Source organism: Proteiniphilum sp. X52, from assembly GCF_003712195.1.
Lineage (GTDB): Bacteria > Bacteroidota > Bacteroidia > Bacteroidales > Dysgonomonadaceae > Proteiniphilum.
Window position 1 is genome coordinate 125472 of sequence record NZ_RDSD01000007.1, and the last position, 21618, is coordinate 147089.

Sequence of the window (21618 nt, forward strand, 5' to 3'; positions counted from 1 at the left end):
ACAGAGCAGCGCAAAAATAAGAGGTATGGAGACAAAAATTAACAAATTAAAAGAAATAGATAAGACTGAAAATCCCTTTAAAGTTCCCGAAAATTATTTCGCGCAATTCAATGAAGAAATAATGAATCGACTGCCGGAAAAGGAGATAGCAGCCCCGGAACCGGTTTCATTATGGGACAGAGCTAAGCCGTGGGTCTATCTGGCTGCCATGTTCCTCGGGCTTTACATCACCATTCATTTTCTGATGAAAACCCCGGGGAATGATAATCTGGCTGAAAACCAGGTCGCGAATCCACAAACACTCTCGGGTGCACCCGGTAATTACTGGTCTACCGTACAGATAACCGAAGAGGAATTCTATCAATATCTCGAAGAGCAGTTGATCGAAGACAGCTACTTCGATTATATGTATCATCAGTATTATTTGAACTGAAAAAAGTATCATACATCATTTAAAAACAAATTTTGTAATGAGAAGAAGTGTTATTTTGCTTTTGTGTTTGCTTACACTACCTGTTAACTTTCTAATTCTCTCTGCCCAGACTCCCCAGAACAGGAAAATGAATATGGCAGATTATGAAAAAAGGAAGAAGGAGTATGTGACGAAAGAGGCAGGTCTCACGCAGGAGGAGGCCAGTAAATATTTTCCCTTGAGTAATGAATTGACACAAAAAAAGTTTACACTCCATAGGAGCCATCGCGATAAAGTACAGCGAATCAAAGACAATAGTAATATCTCCGACGAAGAGTACAGGAGAATGCTGGAAGACGATGTAGATGTCAAACTCAAAGAGGCGGAACTTGATAAAGAATATTCTGCCAAATTCGAAAAGGTACTCTCTCCGGAAAAACTGTTCAAAGCCCAGCAGGCCGAGAGAAATTTTATTCAGCGCGAAGTAACTAATTTCAGGAACGAGGCAAAAAGCAACACAATGCGATGAAACAGCTTAGGTCCAAAACGCCCTCCCTGCCCCGTGGATGAAACAAACAGCTGCATACTCATCTGTTATTTGACACTCAACCCCGAATATTCGGGGTTTGTTTTTATCATCATACCTGTGATAAACTCATTATAACGGCTGCTACCATCTATCAAGACCTTATAACCAACAGGCTTCCAACAATGACAGAAGAAACTTGCGATGTTTTTGCACCCATACCTCAAAATTATGTGGAATAAATACCCAAAAATCAACAAAATAAAAACACACATTTGTAAATTAGCTCTATTATAAATAATTTTGCCTGTCCATAAGTCACATTTTTTATTTTATACGGAATCAAGATAATTTGATTTTTGGATACAAAACAGGAGGGCTATTCTATTATGAATGTTATAGAATTAACAAAAAATATTTTACCGGAACCATATAAGGTGAATTCAACTCACTAACTATTGTCGCCGCTATTTGAAAAAAAACCTCCGGGATCCGAGAGGCAAACGGTTGATTGGTATATGAAAGCTAAAATGTCTTATTTTATATATTTTTTGTCCGTTATTTCTTTTCGTATAATGGATTGTCATTTTAAATTTTCAGGGTCGCCAAGATCCAGAAACGTGTCTGCTTTTCATTTTTACAATAAAGCATCGAACACCGAAAAATCCCGCATCCGCTCTATCGGAATAAAGCGTGCTACAGCCATTATAGGATTGAAGAAGCTGACTTACAACATGTATAGCAAAATCCAGTTGCTTGCCCTTCAAAGGGATAACTATGCCTTGCCGGCAAGCTGACACGATGATAATACACATATAATCAAACATATACAAAATATGACATAAAAAAATGGGATAATAAAACTCTAATATCAATCAAATGTCTGCTCTAAAATAAGGGCTGAAACAACTGTTTGAGAAATATTAATGAGTTTTTAGAAGTACCCAATACTAATTATCGCTAAAATATGATTAAAAAATTATCGAAACACTTTCTTATCGTGCTGCTGCTATTGGGCGCCAATGCGGTGCATGCCCAGCGGGCTGGCATAAAAACCAACTTCGCCTATTGGGCAGCCGCAGGTTCGCCCAATCTGGGGCTGGAAGTTGCCACGGGCAAAAAAACGACCCTCGAACTTGGAGGCGGATTCAACTTATGGAAATTCGATTCCGGAGAAAAGAGCAAGACCGCACGCCACTGGTTGGCTCAACCCGAATTGCGTTACTGGTTTTGCGAATCGTTCAACGGCCACTTCATCGGCCTGCACGCACACGGAGCACAGTTCAACGTGGGCGGGTGGGACATTCCGGTGGGACGTCTCGACACCTTCAAAGACCATCGTTACGAAGGCTACCTCTACGGCGCCGGCATCAGCTACGGCTACCAGTGGGTGCTTAGCCCGCGGTGGAACTTCGAATTGAGTCTGGGAGGCGGTTACGCGCGCATTCATTACGACAGGTTCCCCTGTGCCACATGCGGCACCAAGCTCGACGAAGGAAAGTACAACTACTGGGGCATTACCAAAGGGGCTATTTCGCTCATATATATGATTAAATAGGTCGCCCGACAATAGATTATTAATGATTGTAAGAAACAGAAACATGAAGAAGTTTTTATATATATGCATTCTTGTGTTGACGGCGGCAACGGCCTCCGCTCAAACACGCTATATTAATAATGTGAAATTCGGGAACCTTACCCGCGAAAAGGTAAATGACCGGGTACAAATAGCGATGGACGTGCTGCTCAGCGACTTGCAGCTCAACACCAACGATATGCTCATCCTCACTCCCGTGCTCTATTCCAACAACAGTGCCGACAGCATGGCGTTTGCACCCATGGCTGTACTCGGAAAAGTACGCAACCGGATAGTGGAGCGCAACACCAAGCTCAACAATCCCGTTCCCCTTCCCGCCGGCACGCAAGCCGTGGTGGCACGAAAAAACAGGACGGAACAAACACTCACCTACAACGGTGCCGTGCCTTACGTGAGTTGGATGCGTAACGCCAATTTGAAGGTGCTCGCCGCAGTGAAAGGCTGTGCCGATTGTGGCGAAGGACTGGGGGAGCTGCTGCTGACCCAGCGTCTTTTCGACGAACCCTACCAACCGTCGTACAAACTGACCTACATCGTTCCCGAAGTGGAGCCCGTCAAAGCACGTGCCGACCGCCATACAGCCACGTTCAATTACGTGGTGGGCAAACACGAGTTGCTGCGCCACTACAAAAACAACGCGTCCGAATTTGAGCGCGTGGACAAGGTCATAAATGAAGTAAAAAACAACAAAGACATCCAAATTACCGAGTTTACCGTAGCGGGATACGCTTCGCCCGAAGGAAACTTCAACTCAAACCGGGCTTTGGCAGACCGACGCGCCAACTCGTTTGCCGACTATCTGAGCAATACGCACGGCATCAGCCGCAGCCAATTCAGGGTAACCGGATACGGCGAAGACTGGGACGGACTGAAACGGGCCGTGGAAAAATCGCAAATTTCCGACAAAGACGAGATTTTGCGCATTATCGCTTCCGTGGCAAATCCCGATGCACGCGATGCCCAACTGATGAAGCTTTCGGGTGGAACCACTTATCGCACTTTGCTCAACAACTACTATCCGCCCTTGCGTCGCACCGACTACACCATTGCCTACAACGTCAGGGCATTTAGCGTGGAAGAGGCGCGCGAAATCATCAAAACAAATCCCAAGCTGTTGAGCTTGAACGAAATGTATCTGGTGGCGCAATCCTATCCGGCCGACAGCAAAGAATTTAAAGAAGTATTCGACATTGCCACCCGCATGTATCCCGACGAACCCATTGCCCTCCTCAATTCGGCAGCGGCCGACATTGAAATGAACAGCAACCGCGCCGCCATAGAACGGCTGGAGAAAATGCAGGCCGACCCCCGCACCTGGAACAACCTCGGAGTGGCATACGCCAGACTGGGCGAAATGGAAAAAGCAAAAGACTATTTCCAACGGGCGGCCGCACAAGGCGATGCCGATGCCAAAGCCAACCTGGAAGAACTGGAAAAAGCGATGGAAAATTAACGGCTTCAATCGATAAATTACTCAATGGCAAATAAACAGGATAGGGATTAAGAAACCCGGAACCCTGCACACATATAAACTTAAAAACCAATTTACTAACATTTTTAATTAATTAAAAGAAGTATGAACAAAGTAACTAAATTTTTAATGACGGCCACCATCGTTTTTGGCTTTGCGGCCTGTAACAACGACAATGTGCCTCCCCTGCCTCAAGAGGAAGGGAACACCCACGTAAGCGTGGCTCTCACGATGTCCACTCCGGGCACAAAAGCCGCTACCCGTTCACAAGACTACAACTATGTAGGCCAATGGGCAGGTAAAGACAAAATCAACAGCGTTGCTGTATTCATTGTAGAAGGCACAACCGTTACTACCGGACAATTCACCGCTGCCGACTTCAATATTGCGAATCCCGGCGACGGAACCATCACGTTGACCCCCCTAAAGGCCATTAAAACAACGCCCGGCACAAAAAAAGTGTACGCTCTCATCAACGGCACGCCCCAAGTGGTTGCTAAATTGGCTACTGCCAATGCAACTAACTTTGAGGCCGCTTATCAAACAGAGGCGTTAAAATTGGCGAATGACTATCCCACAAACCCGAGCGTTCAATCGTCGGCAAGCAACATTGCCCAAATAGACGGAGATAACGACGTTATCGTAATGACCAACTCGGAAGCAGCCTCCGTGAATGTACAGGAAGGTGTTACAGAAGCCCAAGCCTTGGCCGGTCAAAACCGTGCAAAAGTAAATGTCAAAAGAACCGTTGCCCGAGTGATGGTCACCACAACGACCACTTCTTATGAGGTAAAAGCTTCCAACGGAACCATAACCGGTACCGTATCCGACATTACTTGGGTATTGGCGCAAGGCGAAAACTCACTCTTCCTGCAACAAAAAGCCGGTTTGGAAACACCCCAATACACTTTCAAACCCACCGCCACCGATTATTACACAACGGGCGATAACGGTTACGACTATTCGGGACTGTTCGAAGCACAAGGCAACAAACTAGGCGGAACAGACGTTCCCACATTGGCTGACTACGCCGGGGCTTTGGAAGACGTTACCGACAAACAGTTGAATCAAAAATTGAGCGGCAAATTCATTTTGCCCACAACCCACGCTTACGGTGCCGATGCAGCTACAACCGGTTACGTAAAAGGCAACACCGCTTATGTGCTGGTTCGTGCCAAATTCACGCCCAGAGAAATGGCTGACGGAACAGCCTACACCGACGGGAACGATTTCTACTTAGGTGCCAACGGTTTGTTCTATTCCTCGAAAGCCAACGCACAAAATCCCGAAACAGGTGGTATTGAAGGGCAAACCGTAGCCCGCTACGTAGGTGGTAAAGTATTGTATTACGCTTGGGTAAATCCCGACAAAGTACCCGGATGGTTAAATTCGCCGGTAGTGAGAAACAACATCTACCACATCCATATCTCCGGTTTCAAAACCATCGGTACAAACTGGAACCCGCTTGTTCCTAACGATGACCCGACAACTACGGAAGACGACCAGAACAACCCCGACCCGAAACCCACCGACCCGGACAATCCCAATCAACCGGATCCGGACGAACCCGATAATCCGATCGATCCGGAAGATCCGTTGACCACTCCCGAAACGTGGATGAGCGTGGATATGACCGTTCTTCCTTGGGAAGTTCATACCTACGAAGTGGATCTCGAAATTTAAAACAACAATAAAGCTGACTTTTCAACCCGGAGGGAGAAATCCCTCTCCCTCCGGATTGTTTTACAAAAAACAGTGAACAAGCAAACTGCTAACATAAAACGATAGACAATGAATTTAAAATACAAGTTATTCGTCGCGCTATCCGCGTTGGGAACAATTTTCTGGGGTTGCGATTCCTTAATTTTCGACGATTTGAGCGAATGTCCCCAAGGTGTATATGTGAACTTTTATTCGATGACCCCTTGTGCCACGGATTCTACGTTTATCGGTCAGGTGTCCGATTTGCACCTGTTCGCTTTCAATGACAAAGACGTACTGGTTTCCGTCACCCAACAAAAAAATGTGTCGTTGGATAGAAACTACGAAATGTTGGTTCCCGTAACCAACGGCTACTACACCTTTATCGGATGGGCAGGCGTGAACGACCGGTTTACCACCGCCTCGTTCACTGAAGGCGTAACCACAAAAAAAGAGGTGATGCTTACCCTCAACGCGCAAAACAACCAAGCCGTAGCGCTGGGCACAACAAAAGTATGGCAGGGCGTCAGTCCCGTGGTCTTCTTGCAAGACCCCGCCGTGGTGGGGAGCGAATACAAACGCACGGCGATAAACTTACTGGAGGTTACCAACCGGGTAAACATCGAAATAGAACTGCACGAGTCGGTTTTGAACGATACCGACCCGAAGGACTTTGAAGTAAAAATCGTTTCGGCCAACGGCACCGTGAACATCGACGGTTCCATGCCGCTCAACTCCGGTGTGCTGACCTACCCTGCCACGGTAACCTATACCGACAACAGCGTGAAAGCGGCCTACACCCTGATGGATTTAAAAACGGGATACGGAAACCTGATCACCGTAACAAATACCAAAAACAACGAAGTGGTTTGGCAAAGCGACCTCATCGGTAGCATCCTGCTAAAAAACCCCAACGTGAATTTGGAGTGCAAAAACGATTTCGAGGTGAAATTCGTCATCAAAGACAAATGTCTCGATTGCGGAACATACGTCTGCTGGGAAATACTCGTGGATAACTGGCAAGTACATTCCTATTCCGTGGATTTGTAAATTTGACAACGTGACCGGGCGACAAGCAAATTCCCAATGCTTGCGCCTCCATACAACAACCGGGCTTTACACCCCGAAGAGAAAAAATATAACAAAACATTAAGGGAAACTTTAAATGAACGATTTTAATAAACTTTTTTGGTTATCCATATCGGCGTTTGTGTTCGCCCTCGCGTTTTCTTCTTGTGAGAAAGACGACGTGGTGCAGCCCGAAAACGGAGAGGTCGTATATATCTCTTTCCAGATGGCCTTTTCCGCTAATAATAGGGCGACACGCTCGCAAGGAGACAATCCGTCTATCAACACGGACGACGACGACCAAGAAGACTATGTGAATAAACTGGCCGTATTGGTATTCGAATCCGCAGGAACCGGAGCTAAAGTTGCTGAAGAATATACCTCCGCCTCATTTTTCAAGATGAAAATGAAACCCGGCACTTACGATTTCTACTTCATCGCGAACTATACCGATACCGATGCAGCCATCGCCGCGCTGGCAAGCAAAGCCGCTGTGGACGCCTATCTGCAATCGGGCAAAGCATTCGCCTCGTATCAGGGCGCGAAAACCGATGCCGTGTTGTTCCCGATGGCACGCGTATATCGTTCGCAATCCATTACCGAAGGCGGAACGTTTTACGCACCACTGCCTTTCAATCCGCAGGTGGGAACGGTAGCCGACAAACAACTCAAACCCGTGAGTTTCTTTGGGCAGGATTGGCAAGGAGCGAGCACTCAGCAAACCGTGAATCTGGTGCGTGCCAACGCCAAAATATCGCTTAACATCGGCGGCGAGGGGAAAAGCGACGTAGCCAAACTGGAATATGTGAACGCCGCGCAAAACTATACCTTTGCTCAGATGCCCGAAGCTTCTCTGCCGGATCAAAGTGTGGCTGCCACACAAGCTTTCTCATATAACAAACCCGCGGCCGGCGCAACGGAAAATATTGTTACCCGCCTCTACGTCCCCGAACGGCTCTTTGCCGCCACCGAAACAACAGGTTGGGATACCACTGCCGACGCCCCGCAAGGCATGGTTAATTATATACGGATTACAATGACCAGCGGAAATGTGTACAGAATCCCTGTGATTACCAACACCATTCCCACCGGCACCAAATATTTGGACATCGCCCGCGACGACACCCAAGCCGACTACAACGTCATCCGCAACAACCACTACCTCTACAACATTACCATACCAATGGATGCCAAGGAAATTGTAGTAACGGCGGTAGTGCTGCCTTGGACACTGGTGGAATCCGAAATATCCTTCGGACAAACCACTTTTAACGGAAATTTCTCGTTTCCCGAACAGGGCGGAGGCGAACTGTTGGATGACAACAAAACCGTTTTGCTGCATCAGCAAAATGCCGCCAGAATCGTGTTTAAACTGAGTGAACCCAAAGGTGCCATTTGGCGGGCAACGTTGACCAACGGGCTGGATTTCTCGCTCACGCCCGACCCCGACAGCCCGAACGGTGCCGTTTACGGAATTGCCGACCCCGACACCGAATACTCTATGCTCATTACACCGCTCAAACCTTTCGAGGGAACACCCCGCGTTACCGAGTTTTACATCACGGTAAACGGCGATGAAATTCCCTTTGTGTCGTCCACGGGCGAAATCGGACCCGGAAAAAGAGCCGTGTTTAAACAAGTGGAGTAGATTGGCGACTTCGGCAAACCTGTTATTCTGGACGAAGTGAACAATCTATTATTTGATTGACGAATTACAATTTACGAATTACGATTGACAAAAGAAATGAGAAGAAGTAAGGAAATCGGATATCCGCCCTCTGCCGGCGCAGCGGTCTAAAAGTCATGGTTCTTGGTTCTAAAAATACAAACAGATGAAAAAATTTACGTTACAATACATAACCGCCCTCTTCGCACTGCTGTTCGCGTTTAGCGCCTGCTTGCACGACGATCTCAACACCGGGACTGAACTGCCCGATGGCGTCAAAGCCATCGAATTCAGCCTGGAAGTGCAAAACCAATCGGCAGGAAAAAGTGCTTTCCGTTCGGCAACAAGCGGAGCGGCAGCCACAAGGGCGTTGGGCACCGAGCCGGGCGACAAATACGAAAGTGCATACCCCGCCGACCTCAACGAGAATATCATCGACAACGTGGAAGTGTTCCTCTTCAATGCCGACGGCTCGCTCAAACGCCACGCCAAAGGCACGGAGCTGCAAAAAAACGGCAACGAAGACCGTGCCACGCTGCGTGTATTGATTCCCAATACCGAAGTCTCGCAATACGAAGGACAGAGTTTCAGAATAGTGGTGGTGGCAAACGCTACCGTGGCCATCCCCACGCCCGCCACCTTTGCCGATTTGCAAAATGTGGTGCAGGAAACAGCCATCATGAATGCCAGCCCCGGTGCGCCGCAAGCCAAATTTCTGATGGACGGCGAAATCAATTCCCAACCCGTAAACTGGGGAACAAGCATAATCTACAACGTGCCGGGTGAATTACCCCTGCGCCGGGCTGCCGCAAAAGTACGCCTGCGCATCAAAGACGTGAACGTGAACGTTACCCAAAACGCCCAAACCGTACATTACGAGATGGAGGGCGAACCCAGAGTGAAATTAGTGCACTACACCGAGAAAACTTCGTTGCTGCAAGGTGCTCCCTACACCATATCGTCGGGCGACTGGAAAAGTTCGGAATACCGTTCGATGGCACTCCGTGTGTTCGACGGCAAAATAAACGACACCGACCCCAACAATCCCACCAATACGTTCCTGTCGGCAAACCTGCCCTTTTACGCTTACGAGAACGACTGGTCGGACAATAACAGCGCGGACGAAACCTACCTTACGGTAGAGATTCGCTTTAAGGCGCAAAATCCCGCCACCGGAGAATATGGCGAAGCGAAACCCTATTATTACCGCATCCCCATCAATTACCGGATGCCGTTGCCCAATATGGACGACGAAGAGATAGCGGGACTTTACAAAATGCAGCGCAACCACCTGTACGACATCGTTTCGTTCATCGGCGTCCTCGGTAGCGAAGACGAAGGCGAGCCGTTCGAGGTAGAGGCTTACGTGGCCATCCAGCCGTGGAACGAACCCGACGCCGTGGACGGAAGCATCCGCAACGCCCACTTCCTGGTGGTAAAAGAACTGCATCCGCTGATGCCCAATATAAACACCCGGGTGGTGGGATACCTGTCCGATTTGGCCATTCAACCGGCAACAACCGGCGGAAACGACATACAGATAGAGAAAACCGTGTTTGAATATTACGACCAAGCAGGCGACCTCTACGTGTTTACCGACAACGGAACCAACGTGGTGGCAACCAAAAACGGCGAATATTTCAACACATATAACTACGGCGATTCGTATAACGGTCAAACCTTTACCCGCTTTGGCGGAGCCACCGTGACGTTTGACGAAACCAGCGAGTTGGATAAAAAACTCATCATCCATCACGACATACCGAGCAACTACGTGCCCTACGATATTTATTTCCGCGTGCAACACGTGGAAGTGGAGGGCGAATCGGGAGAACCGCTCTACAAAGACGTGCGCGTAACCCAATATCCGCCCAAATACGTTATCGGGACAAAATCGCCCGGACTCGGAGGCGGCAACGATTTAAATGCCGACTTCCGCTTTCACAATACCTTGGGCTCAAGAACCACAGATCCGGCCACCGGCCAACAAGGAACACAGAAAAACGATGTATTTTACAAAATAACCACGGTGGTAAACGCCGAAGACGAAAAAATCGGCGACCCCACCGATGCGAACGGTCGTACACTGAGAGATGCGGCTTCCAACCAACTGATCTCGCCCGAGTTCATTATTGCCTCGCAGCAGGGGATGTCTTATCCGATACCGCAATATTCAGGAGGAAACACAAATTGGATGAACACCACGTACGGTGCCGGATTTGGGCCCTATTCCAGCCGTTTTCCGGACAGGACTCCCTATTATGACCCAAACGAGTACGATTACGATAACAATGATAGGAGTCAGCCTACTTACCGTTCCTACACCCATGCCGAAGACCGATGCTATAACTATTTCGAAGGCGAGTACGGAACCGACGGAAATTACACAGAATATTATCTGGATGCATGGGGGAGACAAACCTCACGCACTGTCTATAAAACGTTTAAATACCAGGGGCGCTGGCGCATTCCCACCGAGGCGGAATTGAAATATATTGATGGCATACAGGACGCACCCACCAGCGCCGTGAAAAGTCTGCTGTGGGGGCAGTATTACTGGTCGGCACGGACGGATTACGCCTATAATTTCTATACTAACCAATGGGATACTAGTCCAAGCCGTACCGCCCCTGTGCGCTGCGTGTTCGACACTTATAAAGTGAACGATTAACTCGACGGAAACAGGCTAACAGCCATCGGTCTAAAAGTTTATCAATCTAAAGTCTTGGCACTTTTGACTTGGCTCTTGATTCTAAAAAAATAAATATTATGATACATTCAAAGCATATCTGTTTTATTCTGCTTTTCATCGGCTTCGCGCTGTTGGAAAGTTGTACCACCGAAGACCGGTTTGTGCAGGAAGAAGAAAACCTCGTACTGCCCGACGGCACACCGTTCGACGCCACTTTCGGCGGTTTTGCCGACGGTATGGTCACCCGCACCTTGCGCGCCACCGGAAACGAGCCCGACCAAATTACGGACTTGCGCCTGCTGGTGTTCGATGAAAACCGCCGTTTTCTCTACAGCCGCAAAGCCGTATTGGGCGCTATCGTAAACGATAACAAACCCGATGCGGACCACCTGCCCGACGGCGAAAAAAACAACATCGAGCAGATGATGCACTTTACCGCCAACCTTGTCAGCAGTTCGCGTACGCGCTACATCCATTTCATCGCCAACCACGATTGGAACGGATTTCCACAGGACTATTTCATCGAAGGGACTACCGATGGCGAGCTTATCGGCGGAATGCTGACCCAAAAAACCGAATTTTGGCGGGTGGTTACTTTCAACGGCTTGCAGCAAGCCACCATCAACGGAAAAGTGATAAAACTCCTGCGCAACAACGCCAAAGTAAGCGTAACGATGAGTGACGAAACAACCAACTTCACATACAGTGGTTTCACCGTGTACAACGCGCCCGACAGGGCCACCGTGGCGCCGTTCGTTTTCGACGAAGAGAATTTCTCGTACCAATTTCCCACGACGCCCCAAACTCCCACCATCCCCGCCGGAGTTACGCACCTTGACCCCGAGGAAATAGCGCCCTATCCCGACGGCTACAATCTTTTCGAAGTATTGAATGCATCCAGCACAAGCCCCGCTTTCATTATAATGAAGGGACAATTGCAAGGAAAAAGGGAAGGGTATTATAAAATCGACCTTGTGAAAGTGGACATCGGCGACGACCAAAATCCCGGTACCGGCGTAACCTATTTTTACGATGTGGTGCGTAACTTCCACTACCGCGTGATCGTGTCGCACGTTGCCAACGAAGGCTACGCCACGGCTGCCGAAGCAGCCCGTAACCCTGCCGGAAACAACTTGTTTGCCTCGGTGGAATTGGCGGATTTCCCGTCCGTGTCCGACGGTAAAAATACCCTCGACGTGGAAAAACTCGGCAGCACTTTTGTTTCGGCTCCGGCCGAATTTACCACACAAGTGCTTTACACGGGGGGAATACAAAACGTGAAGTATTTTCCTTCGTGGGACACCAATGATGCCTATTTGGGCGATTACGTTTTCACACCCGGCGAGGACATGAACGAAGGCACACTGACCATCCCCGTGAAACAAGTTCCCACCGACCGTACGCTGGAATATTCCGTGAACGTGGTGGCAAAAAGCGCCAGCAGTGAAATCATTACCCGCAAAATAACGCTCTACCTGCGCTCGCCCTATGATTTCCATGAAAGTATCGTAAGCGGAGGCGCAACGGCAGGCAGTAAAGTAACCATCTCTTTCGATGTGCCCGCAACAATGAACAAAAGTTCGGTGCCGTTCGATGTTCTTATCGAAACCAAAGAACTGACACCCGACATAGCTTTTGACGACGCGATGATTCTGGTATTAAAAAATGGCACCTACTATTACCGCTACACGGTGAAAGACGATACTTCCATCGGCAAAAGAATCGACTTGCACTTTACCCGCAACCGCGATAACCAGTCCGACGAAATCCATCTCACGTCCGATTATTACAATCCGGTTACTCTCACGCTGAGTAATGAATGATTCTGCCGGCAGGATAAGCAATGAACTCCACTATCGCTATCCTCCGGCTACCCCTCTCAATAAGCAAGTCTAACTCATTTCCCGTAGCACTGCGATAAAAAGAAAATTTGCAATCTTTCAACGAGGAAATGATGTTTCCAATCACAAAGCCTTCCCAAGATGATCCGAAAACAGGGTTGCCCAGGAGTGAATTGAAATCATCCACTTGTAGCAGCCTATGTAATAACCCGCTATCTCTCACAAAAATTTTCGGGGATTTAACCAGACGTTTCTTGATATTCTTTTCAAATGGCGGTAGCGAACGGATAATAAAGGTCTGTTCCGTTCGTGACAAGATATTTTGTCCGATAAAAATATTTTAAAAGTGCAGGGAGAAAAATAAATTGTATCTTGGTGTCTTGATTTCTCAAAGCAAAATTATGGAACATTTTAAGGATAAGATACGATGCATTTATCATATTTCGGACAAAGCAATGGAGTTGCTTTTAAGTGTCTTCCATGAAAAAAAGGAGAAGAAGGGCTCAATAATAGTTCGGGAAGGAGATAGTACAAATCAAATCATATTTTTAAAAAAGGGATTTTCAAGAGCCTTCACTTACAGGGATGGAAAAGAAATAACGCTATGGTTTGCATCAAGCGGAAGCCCCACCGGCGCATATGATGGCAGGCGTTCTGCCATCAATGTCGAACTTCTGGAAGACAGCATATTGCTGATTGCGTCTCGGCGGGAACTTGAAGCTTTGCTGGAAAAGGATTTGGAGTTGGCCAACTGGGCAAGGAAAGTAGCTGAACACTACTTGGAGTTAAATATCCATTATATCGCTCATTATAACGGGTTGGAGGGCAAAGAGAAATATGAATTATTAATCAAGGAATATCCGGAAATTCTACAGAAAGCCTCAATAAAACATATCGCTTCTTTTCTAAAAATCACCCCTCAATCCCTTAGCAGAATAAGAGGGCATAGGTGAATTTGGTAACATCTGTTATTTTCCAAGGTTTTATTTCTCCATAACTTTGCCGCCGAAATAACTGTAAATGAAATGGAAAATTATTTGGAAATCAACAGGAAGGCCTGGAACAACCGGGTCGACACACACGTAAACTCTTCCTTTTACGACATGGATTCTTTTCTGCGTGGAGCATCCAGTGTCCCTTCATTGGATAGGAAACTGTTAGGAGATATCCAGCAGAAGTCAATACTTCACCTGCAATGTCATTTCGGCATGGACACCCTCTCTTTATCAAGAGAAGGGGCAAAAGTTACCGGTGCGGATTTTTCAGAAAAAGCGATTGCGAAAGCAAAGGAATTGAGAGATCAATTACAAGTAGACGCTGATTTTATTTGTTGCGATGTTTACGACCTGCCTGAAATCGCGAAGGAACCCTTCGATATGGTTTATACCTCTTATGGAGTGGTTAATTGGTTGCCAGACCTTGACAAATGGGGAAAAACCATATCTGCCTTGTTGAAGCCGGGAGGAAAATTTGTCATGGTTGAATTTCATCCGGTTTTATGGATGTTTGATGAAAATTTCCAGCATATCATGTATGCCTATTCCCGAACAGAACCATATACCGCGGAAGAACCGACCTACACGGAGCAGGGAAATGGAACAGCGGATAAAACCGTCACTTGGAATTACGGGTTATCCGAACCCTTAAACGGACTCGCCAAAAACCGGATACGCATTGAGGAGGTAAACGAGCATTACCATTCGCCTTTCAACCTTTTCGGGAATATGATAGAACTTGAGAAAGGAAGATACCATATAAAGGGGTTAGAGGATAAAATACCCGTTACTTATTCTATTGTGGCAACCAGGGCAAAGTAATGTCGAGGTTGACGCGAGGATAATCTCCCCTACTCACCCTGGTCGGCTCTGTTCCAGTATACGATGGTCACCAAGTACCCGGCAATGCCGGTCAATACCAGATAGGTCTTATATTGCCATAAATCCAAATGACGCCAATTACGCTCATGCCGGTAATCGTAAATAGGATATCGCTTCCCTTCACTCTCTACAAAATCGAACTTGTGGGAAAGATGCACATAAACTGATTTCTCATCTTCCTTCACTTGAACATCATCAACACGCCATAAATCATTGATAGTCACTAATATCTTTTCTAATATATCGCTTGTTCTCATAGATTACAAAGATAAAACCTGTTTTGTTAAATCATACTAAAACTTGAAGAACCTAATTTATCGAAATTATTTTGATATTAAAATTAATATCATTATCTTTGTGGAGTAATAATTAAACGATGAAAAATGAAATACAACGAACTTGAGAAAAGACTTAAGAAAGCCGGTTGTTATCAGGAAGGAAACATGGGCAGTCATCCATTGTGGTACAGCCCGATAACAAAAAAGTATTTCAAAATGAGCCATCACGGCGCAAAGGAAGTAGCTCCGGGGACATTAAAAAGCATTATCAGGGATTCGGGGGTTAAACTTATTCCCCACACATCTAAAAAAGTAAAAACATGAAAAGAGTAAAAGCATTTGTAGAGAGAGCATCAGACGGCGGGTATAGTGTGTATATAGATTTAAATGAAAACTCGCTGAATTATGGAATACACGGTAATGGAAACACAGCAAGAGAGGCTGTGGATGATTTTAAATCGGCCTATCAAGCAATGAGAGATTTTTATCGTAAAAAGAATATGGAATTTAAAGAGGCTGAGTTTGAGTATGCGTATGACGCTGCTTCGTTCATTCAGTTTTACAGTAGTTATTTCACTATCGCAGGATTATCAAGATTGACCGGCATCAATCAGGGTCAATTGAGTCATTATGTGAACGGAACTCGAAATCCGAGTAAAAAAACAATCGAAAAAATAGACACATCGATTCAAGATTTCGCAAAAAATTTAAGTCAAGTTCAAGTCGTTTAATTATTACACCTTACGATTCTTGACTACCCGCTCCGAATTAATCGGAGCGGTTTTTTACATATTTTTAATTTCTACCACCTTTGTTCCGTTAATTCAGACTTAAATTTAGAAGCTGTTTTGAATTTATTCATCCATTGTTTTTTAGCCATTTTTTGATGGATTTGGATTTTCATTTATTGAAAATGTAGCGGGCTACTTAAAAGAAATGAAAGTTCAAAGGCGCAAAAAAGGGCAAAAAACAAAATGAAAGAGTGGAAAAACAAACGTAAAATGATGTTTTTCGATTGTCGAGCCATTGGATTTTTTGTTAAATTGGCAATTAAATGGCAATCCCTATCCTATTGCCATTTATTAAATTCGCCATTCTACTGGATATAAACACATTAACCATTATTGTGGAGTTGGAGGGAGTCGAACCCTCGTCCAAACGAGGAAGCAATTTGCTTTCTACATGCTTAGCTTCATTTTGACTGTCGGGAAGGAGCGCGACTGAAGCCACCATACTCCATCCTTATCTTCTTTATTTCGGAAAGGCGCCGAAGCCTCGCCTATCCTATCTCCGATTTACCTGCACCACCTGATCGGAACGCTTCGGAGCCACAGCTTCCGGGTGATGTCTTGTTCCGTCACCTGTGACGGAATTAAGCGATTGATCTACTATACTTCGATCACGCAGCAAGAGCGTAATTGTTATTGCCAGTTAATTGTTCGACGTTTGAGATTAAAGTGCAAACCGACAACGCACTGCATGCTTACAAACCTCTTCTACCCGCTGTCAAAACCGGTCAACCCCATATTTTAAAGAGCGTCTCGCACTCAAAAGAAACAAAATATCATTGAGTATATAAATAACACATCCGTAACAAAATTGTTTTTCAACAATAGTTTGCCTTCTTTGGCACAAAGATAATGAAAGTCGAGAGGCAAACCAAGCTTGCTTGGGTTTGCCCGTGACGCATCTTATATTCTACAAAGATAAGTATTTTCAATGAAATAAAACGGGAAGCCGGATAAAAATTCGGTTCGGTTTTCATTTTTACAGGTTAATCGGGCAATTCGCTTTTAAAATTTCCATTCTTGGGGGAAATCAGCCACAAAGCGTATTAAAACTCCCACAAAAATACATTAATTACTTTTAGAAACCCTCAAAATGACCTATTTTTGTATTCCGATTTATTGAAGCCAACACAACATGAACAAAATCGTTTCGAAAGAGTACTTATCCGACAGAGTGGTGAAGTTTGAAGTGGAAGCTCCACTTATTTCCAAAAGCCGTAAAGCCGGCCATTTCGTGATTGTACGGGTAGGAAAAAAAGGAGAACGCGTACCTTACACCATTGCAGATGCTGATGTGAAAAAAGGCACCATCACCTTGGTCATTCAAAAGGTAGGGAAATCATCACAGAAAGTATGCGAATTAAAAGTGGGGGATTATATCACCGACATGGTGGGTCCATTGGGAAAAGCCACCCACGTGGAAAACTTCGGGACAGTGGTATGCGCCGGGGGAGGCGTGGGTATTGCCCCGATGCTGCCCATCATGAGGGCCATGAAAGAAGCGGGCAACAGGGTGATTTCGGTACTCGCGGCCCGGACAAAGGGGTTCATCATCCTTGAAGAGCAGGTACGCGAACATTCCGATGAAGTGATCATCATGACTGATGACGGCTCCTACGGGAATAAAGGGTTGATCACCGCCGGCGTGGAGAAAGTGATCCAACGTGAAAAAGTCGATCTGTGTGTCACTATCGGTCCTGCCATCATGATGAAATTTGTGTCGGAACTGACAAAAAAACATGATGTTCCTACCGTGGCGTCGCTTAATACGATCATGGTAGACGGCACTGGAATGTGCGGGGCATGCCGCGTCACTGTGGGCGGACAAACCCGTTTTGTCTGTGTCGACGGGCCTGAATTCGATGCTCATCAGGTGGATTTCAATGAAATGCTGATGCGATTAAAGGCATATGATAGATAAAATTGGTCAGGTGGGAAATTAAGATTCTTGAATTGAAACAACGTTCGGCGGAGCCAAAATAGACGTAGTCATCAATAATCGGCGCAAGCCAAATATCGAATCTTGAATTTTGAATTTTGAATAACAAAACATATGAGTGAATATCTGAAAGCCGAACGGGCACAGGAGTGGCGTGAAGCGCTCCGCAAGTCGATAAAGAACAAAGACCGTATCGCCATTGCCCGGGTAAAAATGCCCGAAGTGGATCCCGCGCTACGTAGTCGCACATACGATGAGGTGAACCTCGGATTGACATCAAAGTTGGCCGTCCAGGAATCGCATCGCTGTCTCGACTGCGTAGATCCCACCTGCATCACCGGATGTCCCGTAGAGATCAATATACCCAAATTCATCAAAAACATCGAGCGGGGTGAATTCTTGGAAGCAGCCAAGACTTTAAAGGAAACCAGTGCCCTGCCGGCCGTCTGCGGTCGTGTATGTCCGCAGGAACGACAGTGTGAAAGCCGGTGTTTCTATACGTTGAAGCTGAAGAAAGAACCTGTGGCTATCGGTCATCTGGAACGGTTCGCAGCCGATTACGAACGCATGAGCGGTAATATTTCGGTACCTGAGACCGCTCCGGCCAACGGTATCAGGATTGCCGTAGTCGGCTCCGGCCCGGCCGGACTGGCTTTTGCCGGCGACATGGTGAAACTGGGATACGATGTCACCGTATTTGAGGCCCTCCACGAGTTGGGAGGTGTGCTTCGTTACGGTATTCCCGAGTTCCGTCTGCCCAATGAGATAGTGGATGTGGAAATCGATGGCCTGAAAAAGATGGGTGTGAAGTTCGAGACCAACTGTATTGTGGGCAAGACCATCTCGCAGGAAGATCTCAAAGCGGAAGGATTCAAAGGTATTTTCGTAGGCAGCGGCGCCGGGTTGCCCAACTTTATGAATATTCCCGGTGAGAACCTGATTGGCATTATGTCGTGCAATGAGTATCTTACCCGCGTAAACCTTATGCAGGCGGCCGATCCGGAGAGCGATACCCCGGTCTATAAAGGGAAAAAGGTGGCAGTGGTGGGAGGTGGCAATACCGCCATGGATGCCGTTCGCACCGCGCGACGACTGGGAGCCGAGAGAGCCATGATCATCTATCGCCGCTCCGAAGAAGAGATGCCTGCCCGCGTGGAAGAGATCAAGCATGCCAAAGAGGAAGGGATAGAGTTCCACACACTGCATAATCCTCTTCGGTATGAAGGAGACGAACAGGGGCACGTGCAAAGGATGCTGCTACAACGGATGGAGTTGGGGGCACCCGACCCGTCCGGCCGTCGCCGCCCAGTAGCCATTGAGGGCGAGACAACCTGGCTCGAAGTAGATGAAGTGATCGTGAGTGTGGGGGTATCCCCCAACCCATTGATTCCGCAGAGTTTTGACGGAATGGAAGTCACTTCCTGGGGCACCATTGTGGTGAACAGCGACACTATGCAGACTGCCGACGAGATGATCTTCGCCGGTGGTGATATAGTGCGGGGCGGGGCGACGGTTATCTTGGCTATGGGTGACGGGAGAAAGGCTGCCAAGGCCATGGATCGGTACCTCGCTGATATGATGATTTAACGATGTGATGATGAAAATACTGGCAGACGCGCATATCCCCTATTTAAAAGGGGTCGCGGAACAGCTTGGCGAAGTGGAATATCTTCCGGGAAATCAATTCACCCGGGAAGTGATCAGGAAAAAAGATGCGCTTATCGTGCGCACGGTCACTCATTTCGGAGAAGAGATTCTTTCGGGAACGGAAGTGAAGCTGATTTGCTCGGCCACCATCGGGTTCGATCATATCGACACGGCATGGTGTGACGCCCACGGGGTGGCCTGGCGCACAGCACCCGGCTGTAACGCCGCCTCGGTGGAACAGTATGTGACCGCTTCCCTGCTATATCTGGCTAAAAAACATCAATTCGACCTGAAAGAGAAAACCATCGGGATAGTAGGTGTGGGGAATGTGGGACGCAAAGTGGATGCGGCCTGTAAAAAATTGGGAATGCGGGTTCTGCTGAACGATCCTCCGAGAGAAGAACAGGAAGGTTCTGCCCTTTTTACCGATATGGAAACCATCCAACGGGAAGCGGATATTATCACCTTCCACACTCCTTTGACCAAAACAGGAAAACACAAAACCCACCATCTGGCAGATGACCATTTTCTGGCATCGGTCGAAAAGAAGCCATTTATTGTCAATGCAGCACGGGGAGGCGTGACAGATAACCAGGCACTAAAAAAGGCAATTCATGATGGAAATATTTCCGGAGTGGTAATCGACTGCTGGGAAAATGAGCCCGAGATAGACAGGGAATTACTCCAGCTGGCCGATATCGCCACACCCCATATCGCCGGCTACAGTGCCGACGGCAAATGGACAGCCACAAAGATGAGCCTCGAAAATCTCAACAATTTCTTCAAATTAGGAGTGGAAGACATACATTATCAGGAGATACCCTCTCCTTCAGAACCTATTATCGATCTACAGGGAATTGCCCCCGAACATCAACTTCGACATACGGTGTGGCACACCTATAATCCCATGGCGGAGACAACCGCGCTGAAATCCTCACCCGGGAAATTCTATTGGTTCCGCTCCCATTATCCATTACGGAGAGAATATCCGGCTTATCAGATCCTTCATGCGGATAACACAGTTTTAAATACTTTGCTCAATTTGGGATTTAGAGAGAAATAGGCAAGGCTATACTGTATGTCATTAAGAATTTCGAAAGCGATCCGGCAAAGGTGGTTCTTTGGCATGGTGGATCAATGGCGTAGCAAATAGGGCCGTTCAATAATCAATCAGGTTCATGGGACGATCCCATAAAAAAACCCGACGCGTGAGCATCGAGCCTTTTTATAATGTATGTCTTTATTTATCTTACTCTTCTGTTTTCTCTTCAGCGGCTTCAGCAGCGGGCTTCTCTTCAGCGGCGGGAGCTTCTTCGGTTGCGGCGGGAGTTTCAGCAGGAGTTTCTTCAACCTCCGCAGGCGCTTCCTCCACTTCCGCAGGTGCTTCTTCCACTTCCGCAGCTGCTTCCTCAACCTTTGCCTCAACAGTCTCTTCAACCACTGATCCGGCCGGCTCAGCCACTTCAACCGTTTCTTCAGCGACCGGGGCTTCCTCTTCCACGGGTGCGGGGGCGTTAGCAGCCTCTTCTTCGGCTTTTTTCTTAGCCAAAACTTCCGCCCGGGTCTTGTTGACCTCTTTTTCGGCATCCAGACGAGCTTTCTCTTCAGCACGCTTTTGCTCATTGTCCTTATCTTTGATTTTCTGGGCAAGCTGCGATTTCGAATTTTTCCACGCCTCAAATCTCTTTTCAGCTTCCGCCTCATCAAAAGCGCCCTTTTTCACACCTCCGAGAAGATGCTTTTTCAATAACACACCCTCTTCCGATAAGATATTACGTACCGTGTCGGTGGGTTGTGCCCCAGTCTGCAGCCAATACAAAGCTCTCTCGAAATCTAAAGTGATTGTAGCAGGATGTGTGTTCGGATTGTAAGAACCTATCCTCTCAATGTACTTTCCATCTCGTGGTGCTCTGCTATCTGCAACAATAATCTGATAGAAGGGATAATTTTTGCGTCCTCTTCTCTGTAAACGAAGTTTTGTTGCCATTTAGTAGTTTCTTTTAAAATTGATTTTTTGTATTTGCGGGTGCAAAGATAGTGATTAATTTCTTACCTTCAAAATTGAATTACCTCATTCTGGATTAAGTGGACTCAACTCTCAAATGCAACTTTTAT

The 21618-nt window shown here is 46.9% G+C and carries 19 protein-coding genes, 1 other RNA gene and 1 pseudogene; 17 read left to right on the forward strand and 4 right to left on the reverse strand.

The genetic code is table 11. From position 1 onward, the window contains the following. Positions 1-25 precede the first annotated feature (25 nt). The 10 genes from D7D25_RS07755 to D7D25_RS07800 all read left to right on the forward strand — a co-directional run bounded on the left by D7D25_RS07755 (position 26) and on the right by D7D25_RS07800 (position 12956). Positions 26-433 carry a hypothetical protein gene (locus tag D7D25_RS07755; RefSeq protein WP_122968405.1) on the forward strand — a complete coding sequence of 136 codons (408 nt, stop codon included), beginning with the start codon at positions 26-28 and terminating at the stop codon, positions 431-433. A gap of 37 nt (positions 434-470) precedes the next feature. Then, positions 471-941, forward strand: coding sequence for a hypothetical protein (locus tag D7D25_RS07760; protein ID WP_148038883.1), 471 nt, complete (start codon positions 471-473; stop codon positions 939-941). A 617-nt stretch (positions 942-1558) separates the two neighbouring features. Next, positions 1559-1735, forward strand: coding sequence for a hypothetical protein (locus tag D7D25_RS17975; RefSeq protein WP_158602572.1), 177 nt, complete (start codon positions 1559-1561; stop codon positions 1733-1735). Positions 1736-1905: 170 nt separating this feature from the next. Then, positions 1906-2496 (forward strand): DUF3575 domain-containing protein, encoded by a 591-nt coding sequence (locus D7D25_RS07770; RefSeq protein ID WP_122968408.1) that lies wholly within the window; start codon positions 1906-1908, stop codon positions 2494-2496. A gap of 43 nt (positions 2497-2539) precedes the next feature. After that, complete coding sequence (locus D7D25_RS07775; protein WP_158602573.1) at positions 2540-3988, forward strand: DUF3868 domain-containing protein; 1449 nt, start codon at positions 2540-2542, stop codon at positions 3986-3988. 123 nt (positions 3989-4111) lie between these two features. Beyond that, a complete protein-coding gene (locus D7D25_RS07780) occupies positions 4112-5689 on the forward strand; it encodes an Mfa1 family fimbria major subunit (protein ID WP_122968410.1) in 1578 nt (525 codons plus the stop codon). Positions 5690-5797: 108 nt separating this feature from the next. Continuing rightward, positions 5798-6757: a FimB/Mfa2 family fimbrial subunit gene (locus D7D25_RS07785; protein ID WP_122968411.1), complete on the forward strand. Its 960-nt coding sequence runs from the start codon at positions 5798-5800 to the stop codon at positions 6755-6757. Between the two features lie 115 nt (positions 6758-6872). Continuing rightward, the gene (locus tag D7D25_RS07790) at positions 6873-8423 is read left to right on the forward strand and encodes a fimbrial protein (protein WP_122968412.1); all 1551 of its coding nucleotides are present in this window, start codon (positions 6873-6875) and stop codon (positions 8421-8423) included. Between the two features lie 184 nt (positions 8424-8607). Then, positions 8608-11112, forward strand: a complete 2505-nt coding sequence (locus D7D25_RS07795; RefSeq protein WP_122968413.1) for a fimbrial protein — start codon at positions 8608-8610, stop codon at positions 11110-11112. 98 nt (positions 11113-11210) lie between these two features. Continuing rightward, positions 11211-12956 carry a hypothetical protein gene (locus D7D25_RS07800; protein ID WP_122968414.1) on the forward strand — a complete coding sequence of 582 codons (1746 nt, stop codon included), beginning with the start codon at positions 11211-11213 and terminating at the stop codon, positions 12954-12956. Here the strand turns inward: D7D25_RS07800 and D7D25_RS07805 are convergent. Further along, positions 12937-13290: a DUF4143 domain-containing protein gene (locus tag D7D25_RS07805; RefSeq protein WP_158602574.1), complete on the reverse strand. Its 354-nt coding sequence runs from the start codon at positions 13288-13290 to the stop codon at positions 12937-12939. The two genes, D7D25_RS07800 and D7D25_RS07805, sit on opposite strands and share 20 nt — an antisense overlap. A gap of 85 nt (positions 13291-13375) precedes the next feature. On the opposite strand from D7D25_RS07805, the gene D7D25_RS07810 reads away from it, so the two are divergent. Together D7D25_RS07810 and D7D25_RS07815 are read left to right on the forward strand one after the other, a co-directional pair. Beyond that, positions 13376-13927, forward strand: a complete 552-nt coding sequence (locus D7D25_RS07810; protein WP_148038884.1) for a Crp/Fnr family transcriptional regulator — start codon at positions 13376-13378, stop codon at positions 13925-13927. Positions 13928-13999: 72 nt separating this feature from the next. After that, the gene (locus D7D25_RS07815; RefSeq protein ID WP_122968417.1) at positions 14000-14791 is read left to right on the forward strand and encodes a bifunctional 2-polyprenyl-6-hydroxyphenol methylase/3-demethylubiquinol 3-O-methyltransferase UbiG; all 792 of its coding nucleotides are present in this window, start codon (positions 14000-14002) and stop codon (positions 14789-14791) included. 29 nt (positions 14792-14820) lie between these two features. Here D7D25_RS07815 and D7D25_RS07820 read toward each other — a convergent pair whose 3' ends face one another. Further along, positions 14821-15108 carry a transposase family protein gene (locus tag D7D25_RS07820; RefSeq protein WP_122968418.1) on the reverse strand — a complete coding sequence of 96 codons (288 nt, stop codon included), beginning with the start codon at positions 15106-15108 and terminating at the stop codon, positions 14821-14823. Positions 15109-15234: 126 nt separating this feature from the next. Between D7D25_RS07820 and D7D25_RS07825 the strand changes: the two genes are divergently transcribed. Together D7D25_RS07825 and D7D25_RS07830 are read left to right on the forward strand one after the other, a co-directional pair. Next, complete coding sequence (locus tag D7D25_RS07825; protein ID WP_122968419.1) at positions 15235-15453, forward strand: type II toxin-antitoxin system HicA family toxin; 219 nt, start codon at positions 15235-15237, stop codon at positions 15451-15453. Then, entirely contained in the window at positions 15450-15860 is a 411-nt protein-coding gene (locus tag D7D25_RS07830) for a helix-turn-helix transcriptional regulator (RefSeq protein WP_122968420.1), read from the forward strand. The genes D7D25_RS07825 and D7D25_RS07830 overlap by 4 nt, the downstream gene beginning before the upstream one ends. 393 nt (positions 15861-16253) lie before the next feature. Here D7D25_RS07830 and ssrA read toward each other — a convergent pair. Further along, positions 16254-16653: a transfer-messenger RNA gene (gene ssrA / locus D7D25_RS07835) on the reverse strand. A gap of 399 nt (positions 16654-17052) precedes the next feature. On the opposite strand from ssrA, the gene D7D25_RS07840 reads away from it, so the two are divergent. The 3 genes from D7D25_RS07840 to pdxB all read left to right on the forward strand — a co-directional run bounded on the left by D7D25_RS07840 (position 17053) and on the right by pdxB (position 20566). Beyond that, a complete protein-coding gene (locus tag D7D25_RS07840; RefSeq protein WP_122968421.1) occupies positions 17053-17838 on the forward strand; it encodes a sulfide/dihydroorotate dehydrogenase-like FAD/NAD-binding protein in 786 nt (261 codons plus the stop codon). A 132-nt stretch (positions 17839-17970) separates the two neighbouring features. Next, positions 17971-19443: an NADPH-dependent glutamate synthase gene (gltA, locus tag D7D25_RS07845; RefSeq protein ID WP_122968422.1), complete on the forward strand. Its 1473-nt coding sequence runs from the start codon at positions 17971-17973 to the stop codon at positions 19441-19443. A 7-nt stretch (positions 19444-19450) separates the two neighbouring features. Further along, the gene (gene pdxB / locus D7D25_RS07850; RefSeq protein WP_370453845.1) at positions 19451-20566 is read left to right on the forward strand and encodes a 4-phosphoerythronate dehydrogenase PdxB; all 1116 of its coding nucleotides are present in this window, start codon (positions 19451-19453) and stop codon (positions 20564-20566) included. Positions 20567-20959: 393 nt separating this feature from the next. Here pdxB and D7D25_RS07855 read toward each other — a convergent pair. Further along, positions 20960-21490 (reverse strand): annotated as a pseudogene (locus D7D25_RS07855) (30S ribosomal protein S16); the annotation flags it as partial. Positions 21491-21618 lie beyond the last annotated feature (128 nt).

What these genes read in the sequence shown, in the direction of transcription:
- D7D25_RS07825 (WP_122968419.1), top strand. Translation starts at nt 15,235, where the DNA reads ATGAAATACAACGAACTTGAGAAAAGACTTAAGAAAGCCGGTTGTTAT.
- D7D25_RS07785 (WP_122968411.1), top strand. Translation starts at nt 5,798, where the DNA reads ATGAATTTAAAATACAAGTTATTCGTCGCGCTATCCGCGTTGGGAACA.
- gltA (WP_122968422.1), top strand. Translation starts at nt 17,971, where the DNA reads ATGAGTGAATATCTGAAAGCCGAACGGGCACAGGAGTGGCGTGAAGCG.
- D7D25_RS07755 (WP_122968405.1), top strand. Translation starts at nt 26, where the DNA reads ATGGAGACAAAAATTAACAAATTAAAAGAAATAGATAAGACTGAAAAT.
- pdxB (WP_370453845.1), top strand. Translation starts at nt 19,451, where the DNA reads ATGATGAAAATACTGGCAGACGCGCATATCCCCTATTTAAAAGGGGTC.
- D7D25_RS07775 (WP_158602573.1), top strand. Translation starts at nt 2,540, where the DNA reads ATGAAGAAGTTTTTATATATATGCATTCTTGTGTTGACGGCGGCAACG.
- D7D25_RS07790 (WP_122968412.1), top strand. Translation starts at nt 6,873, where the DNA reads ATGAACGATTTTAATAAACTTTTTTGGTTATCCATATCGGCGTTTGTG.
- D7D25_RS07840 (WP_122968421.1), top strand. Translation starts at nt 17,053, where the DNA reads ATGAACAAAATCGTTTCGAAAGAGTACTTATCCGACAGAGTGGTGAAG.
- D7D25_RS07760 (WP_148038883.1), top strand. Translation starts at nt 471, where the DNA reads ATGAGAAGAAGTGTTATTTTGCTTTTGTGTTTGCTTACACTACCTGTT.
- D7D25_RS07795 (WP_122968413.1), top strand. Translation starts at nt 8,608, where the DNA reads ATGAAAAAATTTACGTTACAATACATAACCGCCCTCTTCGCACTGCTG.
- D7D25_RS07815 (WP_122968417.1), top strand. Translation starts at nt 14,000, where the DNA reads ATGGAAAATTATTTGGAAATCAACAGGAAGGCCTGGAACAACCGGGTC.
- D7D25_RS07780 (WP_122968410.1), top strand. Translation starts at nt 4,112, where the DNA reads ATGAACAAAGTAACTAAATTTTTAATGACGGCCACCATCGTTTTTGGC.
- D7D25_RS07810 (WP_148038884.1), top strand. Translation starts at nt 13,376, where the DNA reads ATGGAACATTTTAAGGATAAGATACGATGCATTTATCATATTTCGGAC.
- D7D25_RS07820 (WP_122968418.1), bottom strand. Translation starts at nt 15,108, where the DNA reads ATGAGAACAAGCGATATATTAGAAAAGATATTAGTGACTATCAATGAT.
- D7D25_RS07800 (WP_122968414.1), top strand. Translation starts at nt 11,211, where the DNA reads ATGATACATTCAAAGCATATCTGTTTTATTCTGCTTTTCATCGGCTTC.
- D7D25_RS07830 (WP_122968420.1), top strand. Translation starts at nt 15,450, where the DNA reads ATGAAAAGAGTAAAAGCATTTGTAGAGAGAGCATCAGACGGCGGGTAT.
- D7D25_RS07770 (WP_122968408.1), top strand. Translation starts at nt 1,906, where the DNA reads ATGATTAAAAAATTATCGAAACACTTTCTTATCGTGCTGCTGCTATTG.